Consider the following 23,168-nt stretch of genomic DNA (forward strand, 5'->3'; position numbering starts at 1 on the left):
CGTCATGGCGCGGAAGGATGGCGGCATGTGATCAAGTGATCCAATGTCGGGATGACCGCGTATTCCTGTTATTCCAACATGGAGGACATGGAATGTTTCGTCGTATGTTTTTGAGCATGACCGCAGGCGCCGCGATCGCGGCCTCGGTGATGACCCCCGCAACTGCTGCCGGCCAGGATATCGTAGACACTGCCGTGGGCGCAGGCACATTCGGAACGCTGGTCGCAGCCGTGCAGGCCGCAGGGTTGGTGCCGACGCTGAAAGGACATGGCCCGTTTACCGTTTTTGCACCCACGGACGAGGCATTCGCGGCGCTGCCTGAAGGCACGGTCGAAAGCCTGCTTCTGCCTGAAAACAAGGACCAACTGGTTGCTATTCTGACCTATCATGTTGTCCCGGCCAAGGTGATGGCAGGTGACATCGCAGGCAAAAAGGCCAAGGTCCTGACGGTTCAGGGCGACCGTTTGGACGTGAACGCCCGCAATGGCGTAAAGGTTGATGGGGCCAAAGTTGTTGCTGCAGATATCGAGGCATCCAATGGTGTGATCCACGTGATCGACAAGGTGCTGCTGCCCTAAGCGCGAATGCAAATAAGCAGCCAAACACCCAAGCGCATCGCTTGGGTGTTTTTCTTTTTTGGAAACAGGTTGCTACATGTGATCCGCCACACGCGCCACATCGTAGCCACTATGACAGGAGGGCAGAGTGATGATCGCGGCGATTGGCGGAGTTAGGTTGAAAAGCTGGTTTACTGCGCCTGAATTCTTCTGGCGCGCGCGGCAGGCGCTGCAGCAGGCCAAGGACAGCCCCGGATGCAGTCACGCACTCGTATTCCCCCGAGATGGTATCTATTTTTCACTCACCGTCTGGGACAGACCAGAGGATATGATGTCCTATGCGCACAGCGGTCCCCACGCGCGTCTGCTCAAGGTCACACCGCGCCTTGCGCATGTGCTCTACTTCCACCACTTCCCTTGCACCAAGATCCCGAACCCCGACGTCGCGTGGCAGCTGTGGCGACAACAGGGGCAATCCGCAGCCTGATGCCTTTTTTGCATGGCAAATCCGGCGCGCACCTCCTATGAACATCTGGCACGACGACGGAGACTCTCATGGCCAACGACCTTTTCAACTCCTTCATGTCCGGCCCCGACGAAAGCGGGCGCTTCGGTATCTTTGGCGGACGGTTCGTCAGCGAAACCCTGATGCCGCTGATCCTGTCGCTGGAAGAGGAATATGAAAAGGCCAAGGACGACCCCACATTCTGGGCCGAGATGGACGATCTCTGGGCGAACTACGTGGGCCGCCCCTCGCCGCTCTATTTTGCCGAACGCCTGACCGAGCACCTGGGCGGGGCCAAGATCTATCTCAAGCGGGATGAGCTGAACCACACCGGCGCGCATAAGATCAACAACGTTCTGGGCCAGATCATCCTGGCGCGGCGCATGGGTAAGACCCGCATCATCGCCGAAACCGGTGCTGGTCAGCACGGCGTTGCCACCGCCACCGTCTGCGCCAAGTTCGGTCTGAAATGCGTGGTCTACATGGGCGCGCACGACGTGCAGCGCCAGGCCCCCAACGTCTTCCGCATGCGCCTGCTGGGCGCCGAGGTGATCCCGGTCACATCCGGCCGCGGCACGCTCAAGGACGCCATGAACGACGCTCTGCGCGACTGGGTGACCAACGTCCGCGACACTTTTTATTGCATCGGCACCGTTGCCGGTCCGCACCCGTATCCGGCGATGGTCCGCGATTTCCAGTCGATCATTGGTAAAGAGGCCAAAGAGCAGATGCAAAAGGCTGAGGGCCGTCTGCCCGACACGCTGATTGCCGCCATCGGCGGGGGTTCGAACGCCATGGGCCTGTTCTACCCCTTCCTTGACGACAAGGACGTCAACATCATCGGGGTCGAGGCAGGCGGCAAGGGCGTCAACGAAAAGATGGAGCACTGCGCCTCACTCACCGGTGGCCGCCCGGGCGTGCTGCACGGCAACCGCACCTATCTGCTGCAGGACGACGACGGTCAGATTCTCGAAGGATATTCGATCTCGGCGGGCCTCGACTATCCCGGCATCGGCCCCGAACACGCCTGGCTGAACGACATCGGCCGCGCGCAATATGTCTCGATCACCGATATGGAGGCGCTGGAGGCGTTCCAGCTGTGCTGCGCGACCGAGGGCATCATTCCCGCGCTGGAGCCGTCCCATGCGCTGGCGCATGTGATGAAGATCGCGCCCGAACTGCCCGCTGACCACCTGATCTGCATGAACATGTGCGGCCGTGGCGACAAGGACGTGCAGACCGTCGCAAATTACCTTGGTTTCGACATGTCCGACACCGAAGGTCGGACCGCAGGCTAGACCCGCCTCCAGGTCCCTGTTTTTGAATGGAAACCCCGGCAGATTGTGTTCTGCCGGGGTTTCTCGTTGGGCGGCGACGCCCGGTTCACGCCTCGTGCAGAACCGTCTCGAACCCTTCGAACTGAGGATGACCCAGGATCGGGCTTTCACCCTCGCGCTTGCCTGCGTTCTTGTGGGCATCGCGGAACTGCTGCGATTTGGTCCAAGCCTCGAAATCGTCACGGCTGTCCCAGATCACATGACTGGAATAGAGCGTATGCTCGTCGCTGGACGGCCCCTTGAGCAGGCGAAACTCGCGAAAGCCCTTGAGCTCCTTCAAGCGGCTTTCCCGCGAGGCCCAGATGGTTTCAAACTCCGCTTCCGACCCCGGGCGGATCTTGAAACGGTTCATGGCAATAAAGCTCATCGGCTGTGCTTTCTTCTGAGAGTGCAAGAGGGTTGGCGCACGGCGGACCTCTGCCCCTCACCGCTGGCTGCGGCTGATTAGACCGAAAGTTGCGGGCGGGCGCAAGCGGAGAGATCTGTCGCCAATCCGAGTTGATCATTCGCATCCTTTGACCCGGTGGCTGCGTAGTATCGGCGTGATCCTTCTTATTTCTGACCAATCCGGTTGCAACGGTATTGCAGTTCGCTACGCTGATTCTGAATATGTCGTGACTGCAAGCCACTGCAATGCGACCCGACAAAAGAGGAGAGCTAGTTGAACACCTTCGTTAAAATATCGGTCGTACTGGGGGTGGTCGCCGCCTCAGTTGCATGTACCCCGACAACACCTACACAACATGAAGTGGCATGCGTCGGCGGAACACTCGCTGGGGCTGCAATTGGTGGTGCAATTGGTAACCGGTTTGGTGGGGGCACCGGGCAGACCATAGCCACTGCCGCAGGCGCGTTCACCGGCGGTTTAACGACCGCGCGAACCATGGGGTGCTGAGGATGAAAACCATGAAAATTTCCGCACTGTCCGCCTCTGCCATTTTCGCTCTTTCCTCAGTTGCATTCGCTGAAACGATGCCTGGTGAGGCATTGCTGCTCCTCGATGGCGACAGAGACGGTTTGGTCACTTATGAAGAGTATTCAAACCAGATGGACACGCTGTTTGGGGGCATGGACACAAATCAGAATGGTCGGCTCGAACGCGGCGAAGTCGATAGCTTCATGAGCGGGGACGTGTTCGATGGAGCTGACAGCAACCGGGACGGCAGAATTTCTAAGGCCGAGTATGACGCACAGGTCCGGAAGGATTTTGAGGGTGCAGACCGGGACGGTGATGGATCGCTGGATTGATTGATCCGAAGGTCCAAGGCCGAAATCCGCGACCTCACTCCGCACAGTCCTGCAACACCTCCAACCGCACAATCTCCAGCGCGCGCTGGTGCGTGGCCTCCAGCGACACCTTGGGCGCGCAGCCCTCGTCGTGGGCCTGCATGAAGCGGGCCGCACACAGGCACCAGCGGTCTCCAGGCTTCAATCCGGCAAAGTTGAACTCAGGCCGGGGTGTGCTCAGGTCGTTGCCGACGTATTTGGAATAGGCCAGGAACTCGGCCGTCATCACCGCACATACCGTATGGCTGCCCTGATCGGCGGCACATGTGTTGCAATGCCCGTCGCGAAAGAACCCGGTCACCGGGTCCATCGAGCAGGGCGCCAGCGCCCCGCCCAGTACATTCACACTCTCGTCGCGGTCCATGGGGCCAGCTTACAGGCTCTGCGCGATTTTGCGGAACATTTCTATGTTCTGGGCGCTCACGCCCTCGTCGCGGAACTTGCGGTCGGCGCCCGTCGTCATGATCAGCACACCGCGCGGCTGGTCGAAATAAAGGTATTGGCCGTAAACCCCGCGTCCCATGAACTCGCCCTCATGCGCGTCCATGGGGATCCACCACTGATAGCCATAGCCGATCTTGCCGGGGGCCGTAGGGGCCGAGGCGGCGGTGGATTCTGCGATCCAATCTGCGGGCACCACCTGCTGTCCGCCGTATGCGCCGTCCTGCAGAATCATCTGGCCAAAGCGCGCAAAGTCCCGCGTGGTGAAGTTCAGCCCGCCCAACACAAAGGCCACGCCCGCGCCGTCGGTGATGTAGTACCCATCCCGCTCCAGGCCGAGCGGTGCCAGGACCTTCTCGCTCAACAGCTCGGAGACAGAGCGCCCGGTGGCACCGCGGATCACCATGCCGACCACATGGGTGTCGATCGAGACATATTGCCAGGTGTCACCCGGAGGGGCGAAGCTGTCCTTGAGCGAGGCCGCGAAATCATCCAGCTCGCCCCCCAATGCGACGACACGACCCATGCGGTTGATGTCGGAATTGTAGTCCAGATAATCCTCGTCAAAGACCACGCCGCTGGCCATGTTCAGCACGTTGCGGATGGTGGCATGCTCATAGGCGCTGCCCTCAAGCTCGGGCGCGTATTTGGTGACCTTGTCGTCAAGCGAGGCAATCGCTCCTTCCTCCAGCAGAATGCCGAACAAGGCGGATAGATAGCTTTTGGCGATCGACCATGAAATGCGACGGTCGTCCGGTCCGGTGCCAAGGAAATACTGTTCATAGCGGATCTGGCCGTCTTGCATGATCAGCAAGGATGTGACGGCACGTTCCTCAATCCACTGATCCACACCCGTTGGCAGATCGTATTCCGGCCCATAGGTCAGTTCTGAGGTGGGCCCATTTCCACGCGGCAAAGAGACGGTCAAAAAGGCCGCGTCCATGTTCGAGAAGTTGTTCACGATGTTCTCTTCGGAAAACAGCGAATTCACAGCCAACAAGCGCGTGAGCTCTTCGCGCTTCCAAACGCCGACGACCGCCGCCGCCAGGATCAACGCCAGTAGAATTCGACCCAACCATTTCCCGAAAGTGCGCATGTTCGAAACCTCCTCGATTACAAGTATCCTGAGGGCGAGACCGAGCAAGCACAATGGGAACGTCACGGAAACGAAATCCAATCGTTCGCTCCCAGCTGGAGCGACTCTAATCGGCTCAAAGGAACTCCCGCCCGTCGTCGATGCCCCTTGCGGGACACCTCCTCCCGTTGGGCCAGGCTCATGCGGGCTTTGCCCGCATGAGCCTGGCCCCCTGCCGTCCGCAGGACGCAAGGCCGACAGGCCGCGCAGGTGTCAAACGTCGTGGAGTTCTACAGAAAACTCAGCTGAAACGATCCAAGAGCTTCTGTATCGGCGAGCGGGCATCCTCTTCAGGCTTCGCTTCCCCTTTATCGGTTATTGCAGCGGTTTCAGATTTGGGGGCCTTAGACTTTGACGAACGCGGCGGAGCCGTGCGTAACGCCACCGCGTTCATGAACTTTCCGCCATCCCCATCTGCCAGATGCGCTGCCCCGTCCGAGATGCCGCGCAATACGTTGTCCAACCACTCTTCGTCTGCCTTGGCAAAGTCGTGCAGCACGTATCCTGCCACCAGTTCCTTGCGGCCTGGATGGCCGATGCCAAGACGCACCCGATCATAAGTCGCCCCGATGTGATCATGGATCGACCGCAGCCCATTGTGCCCGGCGTGACCGCCACCTGCCTTGACCCGCACTTTGCCCGGCGCCAGGTCCAACTCGTCGTGCAGGACCGTTACATCGCTGCTGTCGAGCTTATAGAACCGCATCGCCTCGCCCACGGATTGGCCTGAGCGGTTCATGAAGGTCTCGGGTTTCAAAAGCAGTACCTTTTCACGGCCCAAGCGCCCTTCGGAAACCTGGCCTTGAAATTTGCTTTTCCAGGGACCGAACCCGTGATCCCGCGCGATCTCGTCCAGGGCCATGAAGCCGATGTTGTGCCGGTTGCGGGCGTATTTGCCGCCCGGGTTGCCCAATCCAACAAAGAGTTTCATGGCGCGCCTCGCAGATCTGTCACGGTTTGGGGTCTAGATGCACCGAAACAGTCCGAATTGCCAGCAATCCTCTCGCAAATTCGCAAAGACAAAGGCACGCTCACTCAAGACCATTGGGATCTGTCGCTGACGGGTGTCTGGAAGAATGGGCAGTACAAGGCAGCCTCCTGCGTGTTCTTGTTTCACATGCACAAACCCTGCGATTGCGGCCGGGTGACATCTTTCACGCACAGAATGGCGACGAGCATGTGGCCCACCCGGATGGACCGGTTCGCGCTCTGGTCATCGAAAAATCCGGCTGTGTCTGAGCGACGCGGGCATTCATGACTGGTGGAGCTGGGTTGCTCATCAATCAACCTGATCCTGGGTTCGATCACCCCGCCTATCACTCATGCGCATAAGAAAACACCCCCCGACCAACGGTCGAGGGGTGCCTAAAGCTTGCGATCCGGAAAGGGACCGGCACTGCGGAAGATTACTCTTCTGCGGCTGCTTCGACTTCGGCTTCTTCACCTTCACCTTCGCCTTCTTCATCATCCGACGAAGCCAGACCCGACGGAGCCGAGATGTTGGCGATCACGAAGTCGCGGTCGATGGTCGGCTTGGCACCGCTGGGCAGGTCGATGGACGAGATGGTGACAACGTCGCCAATGGCCAGACCGGTCAGATCAACAGTGATCTTCTCGGGGATCTCGCCCGCGGTGACCATCAGTTCAACTTCGGGACGCACAACAGTCAGAACACCGCCGCGCTTGATGCCGGGGGCTTCGTCTTCGTTCACGAACTCAACCGGAACAAACAGGTTGATGCGGGTGGTGCGGCGCAGGCGCATCAGGTCGAAGTGGGTCGGCAGGTCCTTGACCACGTCACGCTGAACGTCACGGCAGATGACGCGGACGTCTTCCTGGCCTTCGACTTTCAGGTTGAACAGGGTCGACTTGAACCGGCCTGCTTTCAGTTTCTTCAACAGAACGTTGAAGGGGATCTGGATTGCCAGCGGATCTACGTCACCGCCAAAAACAACACCCGGAACCATGCCAGCGCGACGCGCTGCGCGAGCGGCGCCCTTGCCTGTCCCCGCACGTTCCTGGCACTCAAGATCAGGAATCTGACCAGCCATATGAATTCTCCATAAGTTAGGGCGGGAATCCTCCAAGGCTGTATTCCCGCGTGAAGCCGCGCTCATAGACCAGATCGGGGGAATTGAAAAGGGCTGAATCGTGGTCTCGCCAGACCGAGACCCCTCATAGCGTCATATTATCATGTCCGCTGTCGCTTTGGGATGGTCGGTGATCTGCTCATAACCCTCCTCAGTGATGATGAAACTGTCGCCCACCTGCGCCCGGAACGTATCCGTCGTGACCGAGCCATCGACGGCAAAGACCATGCCGGGCTGCAACACGGTGGTATCGCCGGTCACCAGCTGCGGATGCTCCAGATAGCTGAAACCCGTGGCCCGCCCACATCGGAACGGGTATTCGAACCCGGCGCCCTGGATTACGTCGGCGTATTCCGCGTGCACGCTTTCAGCGGTCACTCCGGGTCGCAAGGCGCGCAGGGCAGCTGCCTGGCTCTCGACCGCGATTTCATAGACGCGTTCCTGCGTCGGGTCACCGATCTCTCCGATCCAGAAGGTGCGATCGAACCCCAGCTTGAAGCGGTGGAAGTTGGTCATGCCGCAAAAACACAGGAACACCGGCTCGCCCAGCCGCATGATCCGGGTCGAGGCGCGGTGATGGGTTTTGGTGATTTCACGCCCCGACGCCATGATCTGCAGGAAATGGGTGTTGGGTGACATGTCGGCGTCATCGTAATGCGCAGCTAACAGTTCTGCCGCCTTGCGGGTTCCGGCCTGCGATGTGGCAATCGCCACCTCGAACTCGGGCACCCCGTCGCCAATGGCCGCGCGGCCTGCAGCCATCATCGCACCCGCAACCTGTCCCGCGTGGCGCGCCAGTTGCAGCTCTTGCGCCGATTTGATCATGCGCATGTCGGCAAGCAGGGAAGAGACTGATGTGATGCGCTCGATCGAAACCAATTCATCAACATAAGCCCGCACCAAAGGCGGCATGTGATCCGGCTCGATGCCGACCCGGCCAACGCTGCCAAGCGCACCCGGCAACTCGGCCCGCCATTCCGCACCCATCCCGTCGTTCCAGGCCGCGATCCGATCCACATGCGCCGCCGCTTGCGCCGCGTTCAAGTCGATGGTCGGGGTGATCAGCAGGCTGTCGCCATGTCTTGACACCACCAGGATCGTAGGTCGCCCAAATTCCATATGCAGATAGTCATAGTATCCGGTCAGGTAATAGACGTTGTCGTCATCCGTCACCAACGCCACGTCGATTCCCGCTTCGGTCAAACGCTCGCAAAAGCTGTTCAAACGGTGTGCATATTGGCTCATCTTGTTCGCTGTCTCTCTGGCTGCGTCGTCACGGGTGAATGTGGTCGTCCAGTGTCAAGTTACATGATCGAGACGCTTTCGGGCGTTCATTCGCGACACGTGAATGGCCGGATTTCAAAAGCGAACCTGCTGCTTCCAGGACCAGGAAGTTGAAAAAATGGGGTCGGACCGACGGAAATGCAAAAGATGTGCGTTCTATTCCACACTCAAACAGACAACATTCGATGATGGGAGCGGCACTATGCGTAACGGTTTCACGGCTATGTCTTCGCGGTTGGCGTGGCGGGGTGCGCTGGCTTGTACAATGGGTCTCACGCAGGTTCTGTTCGCGCCACCCTTGGCATCAGAAAGCGCTTCCGCCGACCAGACCTGCGTGGGTAAGTCGCTGGCCGACTTGGGGTTCAAGGACCTTGTGTCGGCTGAGGACCGCTTGGCGCTTGAGGCAAAGGGTCTTCCCAAAGCGGTCTACACCTGCTTCTTCACCGATCCCGAAATGAACGAAACGGAACACTGCGGGTTCACGGATGAAACCTCGTCCGGACCCTATTTCGTCGCCAACACCCCGGTTGCTCTTGATGGAAACATCAACCCCACGAGCGAGCCCGGCGATCCGATGCAGCTGACCATCCGGGTGTTTGATGGCGAAACAGGGAAACCCATTTCAGGCGCCAGGATCGAACCCTACACCGTCGATGCGAAAGGTGAATATTATCCCTATGCGCCGGGGTTTGCCGAAGATTTTGATGACATTCGCATGCGCGCAACCCTATTGGCCGACACGGTCGGCGTTGCCGTCGCCCATTCGATTGTTCCAGCTCCCTATGAAAACCGGCGGCGGCACATACACTATTATTTTTCGGCCCCGGGCTATCTGCCCTTTTTCACGCAGAGCTATTGGGCCGATGATCCGGCGGCGGCTGGCGATCCGATTGACCGGAACACGGAACCGTGCCGAACCATAGAATTCATCGACATCGACGGTGTTTCAACGGGCACATTCGATGTGTACATGCGCCCGGACACCGGGACGAACTAGGGACTTAACTCCAGCGTCCGCCAAAGCCCTCGGGCACCAGCAGATTGTCACGGTTCAAACCCGCGACCGACCGCTCGCCGCACAGCGCCATGGTGGTGTCCAGCTCCTTGTGGATGACCTCCAACGCCGAGGTGACCCCGGCCTGTCCCATCGCCCCCAGACCATAAACAAAGGCGCGCCCGATATAGGTGCCCTTGGCCCCCATCGCCATCGCCTTGAGCACGTCCTGGCCCGAGCGGATGCCGCTGTCCAGATGCACTTCGACCTGATCGCCGACCGCATCGAGGATCTCGGGCAGCATGCGGATCGAGCTCAGCGCGCCATCAAGTTGCCGCCCTCCGTGGTTCGACACCACGATGGCATCCGCACCCAGTTTGGCAGCCATCTTGGCGTCTTCGGCGTCCAAGATCCCTTTCAGGATCACCTTGCCGCCCCATTCGTTCATGAGCTTCTCGATCTTGCCCCAATCCAGGCTTGGGTCGAACTGTTCAGCGGTCCATGCCCCCAGGGACGAGGCGTCGGAGATCCCCTCGACATGGCCCACGATGTTGCCAAACTCGCGCCGATGCGCGCGGGCCATCCCGGCCAGCCAGCCCCATTTCGTGGCCAGATTGAGCAGGGTCGATGGCGTCAGCTTCGGCGGAGCGGACAACCCGTTCTTCAGATCCTTGTGCCGCTGACCCAGGATCTGCAGATCCAGCGTGATCACCAGGGCCGAGCATTTCGCGTCCTTGGCCCGCTGGATCAACCGGCTGACATAATCGGTGTCTTTCATCGTGTAGAGCTGAAACCAGAACGGCTTGGTTGTGTAACTCGCCACATCCTCGATCGAGTTGATCGACATGGTCGACAGCGTAAATGGCACACCAAAGTCTTCGGCCGCCTTGGCTGCTTTCATCTCGCCATCTGCATGTTGCATGCCGGTCAGACCAACAGGGGCGAGCGCCACGGGCATGGCGACATCTTCGCCGATCATCTGCGTCGCGGTGCTGCGCCCGGTCATGTCCACGGCCACGCGCTGACGCAGGCGGATCTGGTCGAAATCGGAAGTGTTCTCGCGGAACGTCTGCTCGGTCCAGCTGCCGCTTTCGGCATAGTCATAGAACATCCGCGGCACACGCCGCTGATACAGACGCTTGAGGTCGTCGATGTTGGTAATCACGGGCATTGCAGACTCCGATCCGGAATTGGTTAGAAGTTTTTACCAATTCTTATTTTGTTGCGCAAGTGGCCTAAATCTTCGCCACCAGAACGCAACAAGGCGCCAGAGTGACCTCTCGCGCCTTGCGTAAAACAAACATGAAAGCAGTGGTTTACGCCGCGTGTGCGCCATCCGCCAGCGACTTCACGAAGTCCAGCACTTCACCCACTGGTTTGCCCGCGCCAATCTGGCTGACGATGGCAGACCCCACCACAGCCCCGTCCGCGACACTGGCGATGGCCTGCGATTTTGCAGGCGTGTTGATGCCGAACCCCACGATGACCGGCAGGTCGGTGGCGGCTTTGATCCGCGCCACTTCGGGGCCAACATCGGTGGCTTCGGCCTCGGCCGCGCCGGTGATGCCGGTGATCGAAACGTAGTAGACGAAGCCGGATGTGTTCTGCAGTACACGTGGCAGGCGCTTGTCGTCGGTGGTTGGCGTCGCCAGACGGACAAAGTTCAGACCGGCGGCTTGCGCGGGAATGCACAGCTCATCATCCTCTTCGGGCGGCAGGTCCACCACAATCAGACCGTCGATGCCTGCGGCCTTGGCCTGGCTCAGGAACGTCTCGACCCCACGGCTGTAGATCGGGTTGTAATAGCCCATCAGCACGATTGGGGTGGTGTTGTCTGCCTTGCGAAACTCAGTCGCCAGCTCCAGCGTGCGGTCCAACGTCATGCCCGCCTCAAGCGCGCGCTGACCGGCCAGCTGAATGGTTGGGCCATCGGCCATCGGATCGGTAAAGGGCAGGCCCAGCTCGATCACATCCACGCCCGCACCCGGCAGGCCCTTGACCAGCTCCAAAGAGCTGTCGAAATCGGGGTCGCCCGCCATGACATAAGACACGAACGCCTTTTTACCTTGGGCGTTCAACTCTGCGAATTTGGCGTCGATACGGGTCATCGGGCGTCCTTGAAACTGTGGGTTACGCCCGATGTGCAGAAACTTGGGCGGAAAATCAATCCCGCTTGGTGCGCTTGGGTCAGAATGGGGTGTCAAAACGCAACGTGATAGCGCAAAAGCACCGCGTTAACGCCGGGGTTGAAGCTTGACACCGAGGCGTTGGATTTATGGGTGATCGCCAATGACAGCGCATCGCCCCGCTCGAACCGATAACCCAGGCCCAACAGGCTGCGTACTTCGAACTTGCTGCCCAGATCGTTGTTGCTGTCGGCCTCAATGAACGCGCCCGGCAAAACGCTGGCCTCGATGAACCAATGCTGGTTCAGCTTGTATTCCGCCGCGATCCCGACACCCAGATGAACGTCGCCATTGGCATGAATTGACGCGGCCCCGGCAAAGGCAGCGCTGAACCGCTCGCGTTGGTGAAAGGGCGCGTGTTGATATTCGATGGACGCCAGCGCCTGATCGGATGAGTCTGCAAATTCGAAATCCGCATATCCCAGGCCCAGGATCAGGGATTGCGCGTGCAAAGGGGCGGCCGTCGACATGGCCAGAGAGAGTGCAACTGCGAGGTGTTTCATGGTGGTCTTCCAGTGATCTTTTGGTACTGATCCAAATGTTTACCGATCGGTACACTTACAATGAGCTGCGGGTCACAAAACCGTTGTCTGATTGTGATCTGACCCGGTCAGAACCGGTGCGGCTTGCCAATTTGGGTCTGCGCAAATAGAAGGCCCACTGGAATGACAGCAGGAGTCGGTCATGGGCTTTAAAATGGGTATCGTGGGTCTGCCGAACGTGGGCAAATCGACCCTGTTCAACGCGCTGACCAAAACAGCAGCGGCACAGGCAGCGAACTTTCCGTTCTGCACCATTGAACCCAACGTGGGCGAAGTGGGCGTACCAGACGCGCGTCTGGACAAGCTGGCCGCGATTGCAAGCTCCAAGCAGATCATCCCGACCCGCATGACCTTTGTGGACATCGCCGGTCTGGTCAAAGGTGCCTCCAAGGGCGAAGGGCTGGGCAACCAGTTCCTGGCCAACATCCGCGAAACAGATGCCATCGCCCATGTGCTGCGCTGCTTTGAGGACGGCGATGTGACCCACGTGGATGGTCGTGTTGATCCGGTGGCCGACGCCGAAACCATTGAGACCGAGCTGATGCTGGCCGACCTGGAAAGCATCGAAAAGCGCCGCGCCAACCTGGTGCGCAAGCTCAAGGGCAACGACAAAGAAGCACAGCAGCAGGACCGCCTGCTGGCGGATGCCCAGGCGATGCTCGAAGACGGCAAGCCCGCCCGTCTGGTCGAGGTGGATGCCGAAGATCTCAAAGCCTGGAAGATGCTGCAACTGCTCAGCACCAAGCCCGTGCTTTATGTCTGCAACGTTGGCGAATCCGAAGCGGCAGAGGGCAACGCGCATTCTGCCAAAGTGGCGGACATGGCCGCAGCGCAAGGCAACAGCCACGTCATCATTTCGGCCCAGATCGAAGAAGAGATCAGCCAGTTGGAGGACGACGAGGCCGAGATGTTCCTGTCCGAGATGGGCCTGGAAGAGGCAGGCCTCGACCGCCTGATCAAGGCGGGCTACGAGCTGCTGCACCTGGAAACATATTTCACCGTCGGCCCGAAAGAGGCGCGCGCCTGGACCATCCGTCAGGGCACCGCAGCCCCGCAGGCCGCGGGCGTCATTCACGGGGATTTCGAAAAGGGCTTCATCCGCGCCGAAACCATCGCTTATGACGACTACATCGCTTGCAACGGCGAAAGCGGCGCCAAAGATGCGGGCAAGATGCGGGCCGAAGGCAAGGGCTACGTCGTCAAGGACGGCGATGTGATGCACTTCCTGTTCAACACCTGATACGACTGTCCCCGGACCTGGACAGGGCGAGGGGACATGACCATCGACAGCTACATCATCTGTACCAACCCCCGGTCAGGCAGCACCTTGCTCTGTGGGTTGCTGTCGCAAACCGGAGTGGCTGGAAGCCCGGATTCCTTTTTTCGCGGCCCGTCTCGGCAATGGTGGGCCGATCACCTGCAGGTGCCCCAGGCGGTTGATCTGAACAACCCCACCTTTTGCACGTCCTTTCTGTCTGCGGCTGTGGCCGAGGGGACAGGCGCTGGCGAATTCTTTGGATGTCGCCTCATGCACGAAAGCCTACCTGATCTGATGGCGATGACCGCGTGCCTGCATCCCGACGCACAGGATGACCTTGCTCGGATCAAAGCGGTCTTTGGGCACACTGCCTTTGTCCATCTGATCCGCGAGGACAAGGTGGATCAGGCAATCTCCTACGTGCGGGCGGAACAGACGGGCACGTGGCACGTCGCGCCCAATGGCGAGGCGGTCGAACAAAAAGGCCCACCACAACCACCACGTTATGACTTTGCCCGCATCCATGAAAAGGCGGTGGAGTTCGAAGCGCATGACGCGGCTTGGGCCCGGTGGTTCGAGCAGACCGGCGTGCGCCCGCTCAAGGTTCGATATTCGGATCTTGCCGAAAACCCCAAGCACGAATTGCGCCGCATCCTATCTCACCTCGACCAGCCGACCGAAGCCGCAGAGCGGGCGACCCCGGGTGTGCGCAAACTGGCCGATGAGATGAACGAAAAATGGGCCGCGCAGTACCGGGGGGACCGGGAACAGCACGCGGCCCATTCTCTATCCTAGGCGAGGCTGATCCTCAGCGCCGCCCGGATTCGAAATTCCGCTCAACAGGTCCGCCGTATTCAATGCGCACCAGTTTCGAATAAGACCGCCCCGCCTGAGTTTCAGGCGCATGCGGCCAGTTCGACCAGCGCGGGTCATTGTCCGGCACACTCTTGTGCGCTTTGGTGCTCGTCTGCGCATCGCCCTCTGCCACGGCAACCGCCGGCAGGGTCAGGGCGGCAATCGCCAGGATAGTTTTCAGTCGTGTCATGTATTGAACCTCCGATACGGGCCATTGGGCCGGTTTAGTGCTGTTGGTCTTGATGAACGTCTGTGTCTTGAACCTGCGCCTGTGGGGGGCTTTCGGCAAATCAACGGCATTCACTGCTGCGTGAGGCGTGGGATTTGACTCAGGTCAAATACGCGAGCCATACGCTGTGACATCAAAAATTAGTGAACGATAACTATATTTGGAGTGACACAATGAAAGTCCACGTGCTGGTACAGCCGTATATGCGCAGCAAGGGAGAGGATGTGGTTCTGCCGGGGTCGGACCCGGATCGTTATGCGACCCTGCTGGACCGCACGACCGAACAGATGAAGTTTGCGGATGAAAACGGCTATGCGGGCTTTTGCATGACCGAGCATCACTTTCAGGTCGAAGGCATTGAGACCACGACCAACCCGCTGCTCTGGAACATGCACATTGCCGCCAACACCAAGAACCTGATGGTGGGGCAGGTGGGCATGGCGCTCACCGCGCATCACCCCATGCGCTTGGCCGAAGACATGGCGATGATCGACCACATGTCCGGCGGGCGGCTGTTCTGTGGCTTTGTGCGGGGCAACACGCCGCGCTGGTTGAACACTCTGGCGCAGCATCTGGACATCACCACCACGCAGTCTGACCGTTCTAAAGAAGACGCCCGCAACCGCCGCCTGATGGAGGAAAGCTGGGCCGTGGTCAAAAAAGCCTGGACCCAAGAGACATTCAGCCACCATGGCGAGTTCTGGAACATCCCGGCCGACAACATCACCTGGCCTTTCCCGCCAACAGCCGAGTATGGCGGCAAAGGCGCGGTGGATGACAACGGCACCCTGCGTAAGATGGGCATCGTCCCGCGTCCGCGCAAACGCACCGACGGGCGCGATTTCCCGCCGCTCTACGTGCCGTTCTCGTGGTCGATGGAAACGGCCAAGTTCTGGGCCAAAGAGGGGGCCAAACTGGTGTCTTTCGTCAACAAGGACGAGTTCATGGACATGACCATGCCGATCTACCTGGAAGAGGCGCACCACCACGGCCACACCGACCTGACCGTTGGCAACACGCTGGTCCTGGGCGGGCATCTCACGATTGGCTCGACCGAAGCGCAGGCCGAGCAGCATTATCGCGACTTCGAAGAGCTGTTCAATTTTGCCTACAACGCGCCGCCCTATCACGTACCCATGGGTCGCGTCTGGAAAGGCACCGTCAATCAGGTGATCGATCAGGTTGGCGTTCTGAAAGAGAAATACGGGACCGAGGAATTCGTGGTCTGGCATCACGTTGGCTATTTCGAGCAGGAAGAAGAGCTTGAGATGCTCGAGAATTATTCAAAGGTCATCAAAGCCTTTTCTTAAGCCCGATCTGGCGGCGAACCTGCACCTGCGCACATCCCTCGTGCGCAGGTGTTCTTCATGTTTTTCTTGCGCAAATTATAAATATGACTAAATCACTCAGGTAATGATAGCAGCGATGAATGCAGGAGTGAAAGAATGGCGCAAGCAGAAGGACGCAAATTGCAGGTTCTGGACGCATGGAACCTGACCCCGAATATGCGCCGCATTGTTCTGGCGGGCGATGACCTGCACGGGTTTCCCGAAGACAGCGAAAGCGGCTACATCAAGCTGATCTTTCCTGATGCCCCACGCCCGCGCCCCGATCGTCCGGCGATGCGAACCTTCACGGTGCGCGCCTTTGATGAAGCGCAAAACCGCCTGACCGTCGACTTTGCCCTGCACGACGACCTTGATGGGACCACAAGCGGGCCCGCGGCTGTCTGGGCCCGAAACGCCAAGGTAGGTGATGACATCCTGATCGCCGGTCCGGGTAAAATCAAATGGATCGACACCTCGTCCGACTGGTTGCTGCTGGCCGGAGATATGACCGCGCTGCCTGCGCTTCTGTGCAACCTCGAGGCTCTGCCTGCAGACGCCAAAGGTGAGGTGATCATGGAAGTCACCAGCGCCGAGGACGCGCCAGAGGTCACCCTGCCCGGCGGCATGAACTTGCACGTGATCCTCAACCCGCACCCGGATGGCACCTCGACCGCTTTTGTCGATCACATCCAGTCGCTCACCTGGCGTGACGGCACAGTGTCTGTATGGGCGGCGTGTGAGTTCAAATCCATGCAACAGTTGCGGACCTACTTCCGAAACGAACGCGGAGTGGACCGCACCAAGATCTACCTCTCCAGCTATTGGAAGGCAGGCGTGGCCGAGGACGAGCACAAGAAGATCAAGGGAGAGGACGCAGCCCGCCTGCAAGAATTGGAAGCAGCAGGCTGAAATAGAGCCAACAGTAGCCGGGGCAGGGGCGTCCCGCCGGGGTGGCGTCAGACCGTGCCGTAACACGCTTTATGCCCGCAAAACACATTGCATTTTGAACACCTGATGCAACGTCGGCAAAGCGCCGCCCCGAGGGGGCGGGACGGCGCTGGCACGGCGGCCTTCGGCCTTGATTCCGTGCCTAATGAGTTCAGAGTGCGGCTTCGCTGCCCAGAACGGCAGTGTACTCGTTCGAGAAGGTGCCGCCGTTGCCGTGCGCGATGGCGATGTTCACGTCGTCGATCTGACGCTTGCCACCATCCCCACGGATCTGCGTTGCTGCCTCGATCAGGCAGAACAACCCGTACATGCCCGGATGCACACAGCTGAGGCCACCGCCATTGGTGTTCACCGGCAACGAGCCACCGGGTGCGATGTTGCCATCGGCCACAAAGGCGCCAGCCTCCCCTTTCTTCACAAAACCCATGTCCTCAAGGAACAGCAGAGTGTTGATGGTGAACGCGTCATACAGCTCGACCACATCCACATCCTGGGTGGTGATCCCGGCCATGTCGAATGCCCGCTTGGAGCTTTCCGCCGCGCAAGTGGTGGTCAGCCTCGCGGCCTGCGCGATCTCGCGGTGCGAGATGGCGTTGCCACCGCCCAGGAAGTAGGCGGGCTTTTCCTGATAATCCTTGGCGCGGTCGGCGGAGGTCACGATGATCGCCGCACCGCCATCCGACATCAGGCAGCAATCCAGAACCGTCAGCGGGTCGGCCACACTGGGCGAGGCCAGGTATTCTTCCATCGTCAGCTCTGTCTGCATGGTCGCATCAGGGTTCAGCTGCGCCCATTTGCGCGCCGAAATGGCGACATGGCCAAAGTGCTCTTTCGGCACGCCATACTCATGCATGTACCGCTGAGCAGTAAAGGCATAGCCCGGAACCGGAACCATCGGCTCATAGGCGCGCTCCCACTGCGGTGTCTCGATCAGACCGTTCAGATCACGCGCCGATTTCGCGTTCGAGCCATAGCAGATCAGCACGTTCTTACACAGACCCGCCTGGATCGCCATGGTCGCCTCGACCAGGTAGGACATGAAGGACGAGCCGCCCACCATGTCCGAGTTCGCCCAGGTCGGCTTGACGCCCAGATACTCGGCAATCGAAAGGGTGGGGAAGAAGTGATAGAAGGTGCCGCCACAGATGCCGTCAATCTCGGACAGGTCCATGCCCGCGTCATCCAGCGCGTTCTTGGTCGCCTTGGCGATCAGTTCCATGGGCGAGGTGTTGGGCGTCTTGCCCAGACCCCAATAGCCCTTGCCAACAATTGCGGATTTGCCGCGCAGTGCGTGTGCCATGTGTCTAACTCCTTACGCGGGCTTGAAAAATACGGCGGGTTCGCCGGATTTGGCGTTGGGGCCGAAATCGGGGGTCATGACAACGGCCTGAACCTTCATGCCGATCTCGATCGCCTCGTTGTCGCAGTCGATGATCCGGGTGAACAGGCGCGGGCCTTCGTCCAGATCGACCAGAACGTTGTTGATGTCGCCGCCGTATTTGGCGGGACGGCGGATGATGGTGCTGGCGTAAACGGTGCCTTTGCCCGACGCCTCGACCCACTCCAGATCGTCGGCGCCCGTGGTGGGCGACAGCGCGCGGGGGTAGAAGTTGTATGCGCCGGTGGTCGTGGACCGCTGGATCAGGAACTTGCCAGCAGCCAGGCCTGCGCGGAACGCCGCGTCGGCCTGTGGGCTGGCTTCGGGGAGTGCAAAGTCAGTCATGTTGCTTCCTTGGATTAAGCGGCAAACAGCGCCGCGTCATGTGTGGGTTCGGGGCTCAGAATGCGCCGTCGCAGCAGCGCGGATTCCGGCAACAGGCGGCTGCGCACATGGGCAGCAGCAGCCCGCAGCAAAGCGGGTTCAGGGGCGTTGTCAGCGGCGGCTTCCATGTCCGCCCAAACACGCCCGAAATAGACAAGGCCGGTCAGGCGCATGTAGTCGTTGACCGATGGGCCGATGTCGCCACGTGTCTGCATCGCGGCGGTGGCCTGACGCCAATCCTCGATCGCGTCGGCCAGTTCCATTGACGTCTCGCCGGTTGACACCAACTCGTCGAACGCGGTCACAGCTGCGCCATCATTTGCCCGGATGGCGCGGCGCGCCACGCCGGTGGCCAGCACGCCATTGGTGCCTTCATAAATCGCCATGATCCGTGCATCACGCATGATCTGCTCGACCCGGTATTCCTTGCAAAAGCCGTATCCGCCGTGGATCTGCACCGCGAGGCTGCTGGTCGCATTCACCGCATCCGTGGCAAAGGCCTTGCAGGTCGGGGTCAGGATATCAAGCAGACCCTGATCGGCCCCCAGATCCATATCCACAAAGGTCTTATAGACCATCGCGCGGCAGCCCATGGCGTGGGCGTAGATGTCCAAAAGCATCCGCTGCACATCGCCATGTTCGGTGATCAGCGCGGTGCCCTCGGACGTGGTGCCCTGACGACGACCTGCGGCATGTGCGCGGGCGCGTTGGAATGCGACATCCATCTGCCCTACGGCCTGCAGCGAGACGTCCAGACGCTCGGCGTTCATCATGGTGAACATGGCCGCCAGGCCTTTGCCTTCTTTGCCGAGCAACTCGCCGCGCGCGCCATCAAATGCCATCTGGCAAGTGGGCGAGCCATGCATGCCCATCTTGTCCTCAAGCCGCACGGTCTGCACCGTGTTGCGGGTGCCATCGGGCAGCACAGCGGGGCAGGCAAAGAGGCTCAGCCCCCGCACACCCGGTGCCGCATCCGGCGTCCGCGCCAGCACCAGGTGCATCACATTGTCGGTGTAATCGTGATCGCCGCCCGAGATGAAAATCTTGGCCCCGCTGACCGCATAACCATCACCATCCGGAACAGCCATGGTCTTGATCCGTCCCAGATCTGAACCCGCATCCGGTTCCGTCAGGCACATCGACGCCATCCATTCGCCCGACACCAACGGCGGCAACAGCCGCGCCTTTTGCTCGTCCGAGCCAGAGGCCTTGATCGTACGAATGCAACCCTGCGCCAAGCTCAGCACCATCTCATACGAGATACACGCACCCGCCAGCATATCCGCCAGCACTGCGCCAAAGACATGTGGCAGGTCCATGCCGCCGAACTCTTCGGGTGCACACAGCCCCGGCCATCCGGCCTCGGCATACCGTTTGTAAGCCGTCACCATCTCTGGCGGCATCCGCACCCGGCCGTTTTCCAGCTTGGCCCCCACCTCATCCCCGATCACATCCAATGGCGCGATCTCGGCGTTGATGAATTTCGCCAGCGCCGGGATCAAATCTTCGGCCAGATCGTCGCTCCACTCGGGCAGACGCTCGGGCCGCCCGATCTGTTTCAGGACAAAGGCAATTTCCGCCTCGGACGCGGTATAGTCGATCATGCGTGCACCTTGACCGAGGCAATGACGCGCTCGGACCCTTCATAAAGTTCGCTCACCGCCCCGTCGCGCAATTCCAGCGCCAGACGCTGGTTGATATAGCCCTTGTCGGTGATCTCGTTTTTCTCGACCGACGGCGCGTCGGTCTGGACCAACACCCGCTTCACGCGCGTGGCGCTGCCGGTCTGGCCTGCGTTATAGGCGCTCAGCCGTTCCTCGATGAACGCGCGCACCGCCGGGTCACTGGCATAGCCCGCCAGATCATCAACCCGACCCGCCAGCGACTTGCATTCATCCGCATTCAGGAACAGCAGCGCACCGATGTCATTGCGGTTGTGCCCGGCGATGACCGCATCCGAAACAATGGGCTTCAACGCATCCAAAAGCGCCACCCGCAGGTTGCCCACGGCCACCCAGGTCCCGGTCATCAACTTGAAATTCTCGGACGTGCGCCCGTCGAAATAGATGCCCTTGCTCAGGTCACCCTGATCCACCAGACGCCCGGCATCCCCGGTCAGATAGAACCCATCCTCGTCAAACGCCTCGGCCGTCTTTTCGGCATTGTTCATATAGCCCGGTGTCACATGCGGCCCGCGAACGCGCATCTCCAGCTTGCCACCATTGGGCAGGAATTTCAGCTCATAGCCCGGCGTCGGCAAGCCGATCACATCCGCGCTTGGCACCGGGAAGTGCACGCAGGTGATCAACATCGCCTCGGTCGCGCCCCAGGCACTGACAAAGGGCACCTTTTCGCCTCGCTCGGCCACGCCCAACTCTTCCAGCCCTTCCCACAGGTGATCCGGCAGACCGGCGCCCGAGAAAAAGATCAGCTGCAACCGTTCAAAGAATGCCTTGCGCAGGGCGGCATCCTCGCGCATCACCGGCAGCATCATGTCGAACCCTTTGGGCACGTTGAAATAGAGCGTCGGCGACACATCGCGGATGTTGCGCATGGTCTTTTCGATCTCACCCGGCACCGGCTTGCCATCGTCGATATAAAACGTGCCACCGTTCCACAGGATCTGGTTGAAGTTGAAATTGCCGCCGAATGTGTGGTTCCACGGCAGCCAATCCACGATCACTGGCGGCTCGACCTCCAGAAACGGCCAGATCTGCACCAGCGCCTGCTGGCTGGCCAGCATCATTTCCTGGTTCACGATCACACCCTTGGGCATGCCGGTCGAACCGGATGTGAACAGGATTTTACCAACGGTCTGATGGTCCACTTTGGCGGCCTCGACGGCCACCGCATCGCTGACCGGGGTTTGCAGCGCTGCGTCATAGGTCAGGGCGCCATCGTCCGATAGCAGCGTGATGCCCTCGCCGCCCAGGTAGTCAAACGCATTGGCAAAGGCCTGCGAATCCGCCGCATAGGCCATGCCCGGGGACGTCACGGAAACGATGTGGCGCAGCTTGGCCAGCGTCTGATCATGCAGGGAATAGGGGACAGATACTGGCACCACCGGAATGCCCACATGCATCGCGGCCAGCATCAGCACCCCATGACGCACCGAATTTGCCGACAGAATCAACAGCGGCTTGTTCGGCCCCAACCCTTGCGCCAGCAGAAACGCCGCCAATGACTGCACCTGCGCGTGCGCCTCGCCATAGCTTACGCCCTGCCACACATCATCATCCTGACTGCGCTCCATCAGGTAGGGACGGTCAGGGACCTCGCTGGCCCAACGATCCAGCAGAGCGGACAGGTTCTTGACCTTGATGTCGAACAGCTGCGGGCTGCGCAGCGTAAAGGCTCCATTGCCCAGGTCTTCGCGCACAACTTCGGCGGGGGCAAATTTGGTGGCTGGGTAGGCCGATGTCATCGTCTCGCGACCCTCTGTGGTCATTTCGTCTCACTCCCTGGCGTCTTCTGCCGGAATCACGCCTGTGTTTCCGGTTTTGTCAGAATTAGACTACCCAAGAGATTGTTAGTATGCAAATGTATTATTGAGCGTTCACTTAGGTTCGCAAATCGAGATAAATCGCCCAAGGGCATGACGCAAGCCGATGGCAGATGTGCCGTTGCGTACCTTGGGCCGGGATATGAGGAGTTCGAAATGAAAATCGAAAACGCATCCGCGATCGTAACAGGCGGGGCTTCGGGGCTGGGCTTTGCCACCGCCAAGGTGCTGGCCGAAAAGGGCGCCAAAGTGGCCCTGTTCGACCTGCCGGGCGACAAGCTGGAGGCCTCTGCCAAGGAACTGGGCGCGGTTGCCGCCCCCTGTGACGTCACCAGCGCCGATGGCGTTGCCGCCGCGCTGGAAACTGCCATCGCCGCCAACGGCCTGCCGCGCATCGCCGTCAACTGCGCCGGTGTCACCCATGGCGAGCGCATCGTCGGGCGCAATGGCGCGGCCTCGCTCGAAGCATTCTCCCGCACGGTTCAGATCAACCTGATCGGCACCTTCAACGTGATGCGTCTGGTGGCCGAGAAGATGGCCCAGAACGACGCACTCGACGACAACGAACGCGGCGTGATCATCAACACCTCGTCGGCTGCGGCGTTCGAGGGCCAGATCGGCCAGGCGGCCTATGCTGCGTCCAAGGGCGGTGTCGCCAGCCTCACCCTGCCAGCCGCGCGCGAGTTCGCCCGTTCCGGCATCCGCGTGCTGGCGATTGCGCCGGGCATCTTCTCGACCCCGATGATGGATCTGTTGCCGCAGGACATTCAGGACAGCCTTGGCGCCAAGGTGCCGTTCCCCTCGCGCCTTGGCAAACCCGCCGAATTCGCGCAGCTTGCAGGCCATATGATCGAGAACACCATGCTCAACGGGGAATGCGTGCGCCTTGACGGTGCCATCCGCCTTGAGCCGAAGTAAGGGACGCCCG

Annotated in this window: 26 protein-coding genes; 12 read left to right on the forward strand and 14 right to left on the reverse strand. The window is 60.1% G+C overall.

From position 1 onward, the window contains the following. Window positions 1-92: 92 nt before the first annotated feature. The 3 genes from TRL7639_RS04170 (at window position 93) to trpB (ending at window position 2,360) form a co-directional block, all read left to right on the forward strand. Entirely contained in the window at window positions 93-578 is a 486-nt protein-coding gene (locus TRL7639_RS04170) for a fasciclin domain-containing protein (protein ID WP_085794515.1), read from the forward strand. A gap of 130 nt (window positions 579-708) precedes the next feature. Next, window positions 709-1,044 (forward strand): hypothetical protein, encoded by a 336-nt coding sequence (locus TRL7639_RS04175; RefSeq protein ID WP_085794516.1) that lies wholly within the window; start codon window positions 709-711, stop codon window positions 1,042-1,044. Window positions 1,045-1,112: 68 nt separating this feature from the next. After that, window positions 1,113-2,360, forward strand: coding sequence for a tryptophan synthase subunit beta (gene trpB, locus TRL7639_RS04180; RefSeq protein WP_085794517.1), 1,248 nt, complete (start codon window positions 1,113-1,115; stop codon window positions 2,358-2,360). A gap of 85 nt (window positions 2,361-2,445) precedes the next feature. Here the strand turns inward: trpB and hmuQ are convergent, their stop codons facing one another. Continuing rightward, a complete protein-coding gene (gene hmuQ / locus TRL7639_RS04185) occupies window positions 2,446-2,766 on the reverse strand; it encodes a heme-degrading protein HmuQ (RefSeq protein WP_085794518.1) in 321 nt (106 codons plus the stop codon). A 381-nt stretch (window positions 2,767-3,147) separates the two neighbouring features. On the opposite strand from hmuQ, the gene TRL7639_RS23270 reads away from it, so the two are divergent. Beyond that, window positions 3,148-3,294 (forward strand): glycine zipper 2TM domain-containing protein, encoded by a 147-nt coding sequence (locus TRL7639_RS23270; RefSeq protein WP_235820254.1) that lies wholly within the window; start codon window positions 3,148-3,150, stop codon window positions 3,292-3,294. Window positions 3,295-3,305: 11 nt separating this feature from the next. After that, on the forward strand, window positions 3,306-3,647 hold the full coding sequence (locus TRL7639_RS04195; RefSeq protein WP_165759739.1) for an EF-hand domain-containing protein: 342 nt from the start codon (window positions 3,306-3,308) through the stop codon (window positions 3,645-3,647). A 34-nt stretch (window positions 3,648-3,681) separates the two neighbouring features. Here TRL7639_RS04195 and TRL7639_RS04200 read toward each other — a convergent pair whose 3' ends face one another. The 3 genes from TRL7639_RS04200 to pth form a co-directional block, all read right to left on the reverse strand. After that, a complete protein-coding gene (locus tag TRL7639_RS04200) occupies window positions 3,682-4,050 on the reverse strand; it encodes a DUF2237 family protein (RefSeq protein ID WP_085794521.1) in 369 nt (122 codons plus the stop codon). A gap of 9 nt (window positions 4,051-4,059) precedes the next feature. Further along, complete coding sequence (locus TRL7639_RS04205; protein WP_085794522.1) at window positions 4,060-5,223, reverse strand: serine hydrolase domain-containing protein; 1,164 nt, start codon at window positions 5,221-5,223, stop codon at window positions 4,060-4,062. A 280-nt stretch (window positions 5,224-5,503) separates the two neighbouring features. Continuing rightward, window positions 5,504-6,193 (reverse strand): aminoacyl-tRNA hydrolase, encoded by a 690-nt coding sequence (gene pth, locus TRL7639_RS04210; protein ID WP_085794523.1) that lies wholly within the window; start codon window positions 6,191-6,193, stop codon window positions 5,504-5,506. A 113-nt stretch (window positions 6,194-6,306) separates the two neighbouring features. Here pth and TRL7639_RS23195 point away from each other — a divergent pair, with 113 nt between their 5' ends. Beyond that, window positions 6,307-6,501, forward strand: a complete 195-nt coding sequence (locus TRL7639_RS23195) for a hypothetical protein (RefSeq protein WP_207559634.1) — start codon at window positions 6,307-6,309, stop codon at window positions 6,499-6,501. A 167-nt stretch (window positions 6,502-6,668) separates the two neighbouring features. On the opposite strand, the gene TRL7639_RS04220 is transcribed toward TRL7639_RS23195, so the two are convergent. Beyond that, entirely contained in the window at window positions 6,669-7,313 is a 645-nt protein-coding gene (locus tag TRL7639_RS04220; RefSeq protein ID WP_085794524.1) for a 50S ribosomal protein L25/general stress protein Ctc, read from the reverse strand. A 132-nt stretch (window positions 7,314-7,445) separates the two neighbouring features. Continuing rightward, window positions 7,446-8,597, reverse strand: coding sequence for a M24 family metallopeptidase (locus TRL7639_RS04225; protein WP_085794525.1), 1,152 nt, complete (start codon window positions 8,595-8,597; stop codon window positions 7,446-7,448). Window positions 8,598-8,970: 373 nt separating this feature from the next. Between TRL7639_RS04225 and TRL7639_RS04230 the strand changes: the two genes are divergently transcribed. Next, a complete protein-coding gene (locus TRL7639_RS04230) occupies window positions 8,971-9,633 on the forward strand; it encodes a dioxygenase family protein (RefSeq protein ID WP_207559635.1) in 663 nt (220 codons plus the stop codon). Window positions 9,634-9,637: 4 nt separating this feature from the next. Here the strand turns inward: TRL7639_RS04230 and TRL7639_RS04235 are convergent, their stop codons facing one another. The 3 genes from TRL7639_RS04235 to TRL7639_RS04245 form a co-directional block, all read right to left on the reverse strand. Then, window positions 9,638-10,801, reverse strand: coding sequence for an alpha-hydroxy acid oxidase (locus TRL7639_RS04235; RefSeq protein ID WP_085794527.1), 1,164 nt, complete (start codon window positions 10,799-10,801; stop codon window positions 9,638-9,640). Between the two features lie 145 nt (window positions 10,802-10,946). Then, the gene (gene trpA / locus TRL7639_RS04240) at window positions 10,947-11,738 is read right to left on the reverse strand and encodes a tryptophan synthase subunit alpha (protein WP_085794528.1); all 792 of its coding nucleotides are present in this window, start codon (window positions 11,736-11,738) and stop codon (window positions 10,947-10,949) included. 92 nt (window positions 11,739-11,830) lie between these two features. After that, on the reverse strand, window positions 11,831-12,319 hold the full coding sequence (locus tag TRL7639_RS04245) for an acyloxyacyl hydrolase (protein ID WP_085794529.1): 489 nt from the start codon (window positions 12,317-12,319) through the stop codon (window positions 11,831-11,833). A gap of 181 nt (window positions 12,320-12,500) precedes the next feature. On the opposite strand from TRL7639_RS04245, the gene ychF reads away from it, so the two are divergent. Both ychF and TRL7639_RS04255 read left to right on the forward strand, forming a co-directional pair. Continuing rightward, entirely contained in the window at window positions 12,501-13,598 is a 1,098-nt protein-coding gene (gene ychF / locus TRL7639_RS04250; RefSeq protein ID WP_085794530.1) for a redox-regulated ATPase YchF, read from the forward strand. Between the two features lie 36 nt (window positions 13,599-13,634). After that, window positions 13,635-14,411, forward strand: coding sequence for a Stf0 family sulfotransferase (locus TRL7639_RS04255; RefSeq protein ID WP_085794531.1), 777 nt, complete (start codon window positions 13,635-13,637; stop codon window positions 14,409-14,411). A gap of 13 nt (window positions 14,412-14,424) precedes the next feature. On the opposite strand, the gene TRL7639_RS04260 is transcribed toward TRL7639_RS04255, so the two are convergent. Then, a complete protein-coding gene (locus TRL7639_RS04260; RefSeq protein WP_133057605.1) occupies window positions 14,425-14,661 on the reverse strand; it encodes a hypothetical protein in 237 nt (78 codons plus the stop codon). A 212-nt stretch (window positions 14,662-14,873) separates the two neighbouring features. Between TRL7639_RS04260 and TRL7639_RS04265 the strand changes: the two genes are divergently transcribed. Beyond that, window positions 14,874-16,010: an LLM class flavin-dependent oxidoreductase gene (locus TRL7639_RS04265; protein ID WP_085794533.1), complete on the forward strand. Its 1,137-nt coding sequence runs from the start codon at window positions 14,874-14,876 to the stop codon at window positions 16,008-16,010. Between the two features lie 135 nt (window positions 16,011-16,145). Continuing rightward, complete coding sequence (locus TRL7639_RS04270) at window positions 16,146-16,937, forward strand: siderophore-interacting protein (protein WP_085794534.1); 792 nt, start codon at window positions 16,146-16,148, stop codon at window positions 16,935-16,937. A 190-nt stretch (window positions 16,938-17,127) separates the two neighbouring features. Here the strand turns inward: TRL7639_RS04270 and TRL7639_RS04275 are convergent, their stop codons facing one another. The 4 genes from TRL7639_RS04275 to TRL7639_RS04290 are packed head-to-tail and all read right to left on the reverse strand — an operon-like array spanning window position 17,128 to window position 22,186. Then, window positions 17,128-18,276 carry an acetyl-CoA acetyltransferase gene (locus TRL7639_RS04275; protein ID WP_085794535.1) on the reverse strand — a complete coding sequence of 383 codons (1,149 nt, stop codon included), beginning with the start codon at window positions 18,274-18,276 and terminating at the stop codon, window positions 17,128-17,130. Between the two features lie 12 nt (window positions 18,277-18,288). Then, window positions 18,289-18,699: a Zn-ribbon domain-containing OB-fold protein gene (locus tag TRL7639_RS04280; RefSeq protein ID WP_085794536.1), complete on the reverse strand. Its 411-nt coding sequence runs from the start codon at window positions 18,697-18,699 to the stop codon at window positions 18,289-18,291. A gap of 14 nt (window positions 18,700-18,713) precedes the next feature. Continuing rightward, the gene (locus tag TRL7639_RS04285) at window positions 18,714-20,342 is read right to left on the reverse strand and encodes an acyl-CoA dehydrogenase family protein (protein ID WP_085794537.1); all 1,629 of its coding nucleotides are present in this window, start codon (window positions 20,340-20,342) and stop codon (window positions 18,714-18,716) included. Further along, on the reverse strand, window positions 20,339-22,186 hold the full coding sequence (locus tag TRL7639_RS04290) for a feruloyl-CoA synthase (protein WP_085794538.1): 1,848 nt from the start codon (window positions 22,184-22,186) through the stop codon (window positions 20,339-20,341). Before TRL7639_RS04290 ends, TRL7639_RS04285 begins: the two co-directional genes overlap by 4 nt. 210 nt (window positions 22,187-22,396) lie before the next feature. Between TRL7639_RS04290 and TRL7639_RS04295 the strand changes: the two genes are divergently transcribed. Beyond that, on the forward strand, window positions 22,397-23,158 hold the full coding sequence (locus tag TRL7639_RS04295) for an SDR family NAD(P)-dependent oxidoreductase (RefSeq protein WP_085796249.1): 762 nt from the start codon (window positions 22,397-22,399) through the stop codon (window positions 23,156-23,158). The last annotated feature ends 10 nt before the right edge of the window (window positions 23,159-23,168 follow it).

The sequence above is a fragment of the Falsiruegeria litorea R37 genome, from assembly GCF_900172225.1.
Taxonomy (GTDB): Bacteria; Pseudomonadota; Alphaproteobacteria; order Rhodobacterales; family Rhodobacteraceae; genus Falsiruegeria; species Falsiruegeria litorea.

Coding starts and splice junctions, on each gene's coding strand:
- TRL7639_RS04170 (WP_085794515.1), top strand. CDS start 93: ATGTTTCGTCGTATGTTTTTGAGCATGACCGCAGGCGCCGCGATCGCG.
- TRL7639_RS04175 (WP_085794516.1), top strand. CDS start 709: ATGATCGCGGCGATTGGCGGAGTTAGGTTGAAAAGCTGGTTTACTGCG.
- trpB (WP_085794517.1), top strand. CDS start 1,113: ATGGCCAACGACCTTTTCAACTCCTTCATGTCCGGCCCCGACGAAAGC.
- hmuQ (WP_085794518.1), bottom strand. CDS start 2,766: ATGAGCTTTATTGCCATGAACCGTTTCAAGATCCGCCCGGGGTCGGAA.
- TRL7639_RS04195 (WP_165759739.1), top strand. CDS start 3,306: ATGAAAATTTCCGCACTGTCCGCCTCTGCCATTTTCGCTCTTTCCTCA.
- TRL7639_RS04200 (WP_085794521.1), bottom strand. CDS start 4,050: ATGGACCGCGACGAGAGTGTGAATGTACTGGGCGGGGCGCTGGCGCCC.
- TRL7639_RS04205 (WP_085794522.1), bottom strand. CDS start 5,223: ATGCGCACTTTCGGGAAATGGTTGGGTCGAATTCTACTGGCGTTGATC.
- pth (WP_085794523.1), bottom strand. CDS start 6,193: ATGAAACTCTTTGTTGGATTGGGCAACCCGGGCGGCAAATACGCCCGC.
- TRL7639_RS04220 (WP_085794524.1), bottom strand. CDS start 7,313: ATGGCTGGTCAGATTCCTGATCTTGAGTGCCAGGAACGTGCGGGGACA.
- TRL7639_RS04225 (WP_085794525.1), bottom strand. CDS start 8,597: ATGAGCCAATATGCACACCGTTTGAACAGCTTTTGCGAGCGTTTGACC.
- TRL7639_RS04235 (WP_085794527.1), bottom strand. CDS start 10,801: ATGCCCGTGATTACCAACATCGACGACCTCAAGCGTCTGTATCAGCGG.
- trpA (WP_085794528.1), bottom strand. CDS start 11,738: ATGACCCGTATCGACGCCAAATTCGCAGAGTTGAACGCCCAAGGTAAA.
- TRL7639_RS04245 (WP_085794529.1), bottom strand. CDS start 12,319: ATGAAACACCTCGCAGTTGCACTCTCTCTGGCCATGTCGACGGCCGCC.
- ychF (WP_085794530.1), top strand. CDS start 12,501: ATGGGCTTTAAAATGGGTATCGTGGGTCTGCCGAACGTGGGCAAATCG.
- TRL7639_RS04255 (WP_085794531.1), top strand. CDS start 13,635: ATGACCATCGACAGCTACATCATCTGTACCAACCCCCGGTCAGGCAGC.
- TRL7639_RS04260 (WP_133057605.1), bottom strand. CDS start 14,661: ATGACACGACTGAAAACTATCCTGGCGATTGCCGCCCTGACCCTGCCG.
- TRL7639_RS04265 (WP_085794533.1), top strand. CDS start 14,874: ATGAAAGTCCACGTGCTGGTACAGCCGTATATGCGCAGCAAGGGAGAG.
- TRL7639_RS04270 (WP_085794534.1), top strand. CDS start 16,146: ATGGCGCAAGCAGAAGGACGCAAATTGCAGGTTCTGGACGCATGGAAC.
- TRL7639_RS04275 (WP_085794535.1), bottom strand. CDS start 18,276: ATGGCACACGCACTGCGCGGCAAATCCGCAATTGTTGGCAAGGGCTAT.
- TRL7639_RS04280 (WP_085794536.1), bottom strand. CDS start 18,699: ATGACTGACTTTGCACTCCCCGAAGCCAGCCCACAGGCCGACGCGGCG.
- TRL7639_RS04285 (WP_085794537.1), bottom strand. CDS start 20,342: ATGATCGACTATACCGCGTCCGAGGCGGAAATTGCCTTTGTCCTGAAA.
- TRL7639_RS04290 (WP_085794538.1), bottom strand. CDS start 22,186: ATGACCACAGAGGGTCGCGAGACGATGACATCGGCCTACCCAGCCACC.
- TRL7639_RS04295 (WP_085796249.1), top strand. CDS start 22,397: ATGAAAATCGAAAACGCATCCGCGATCGTAACAGGCGGGGCTTCGGGG.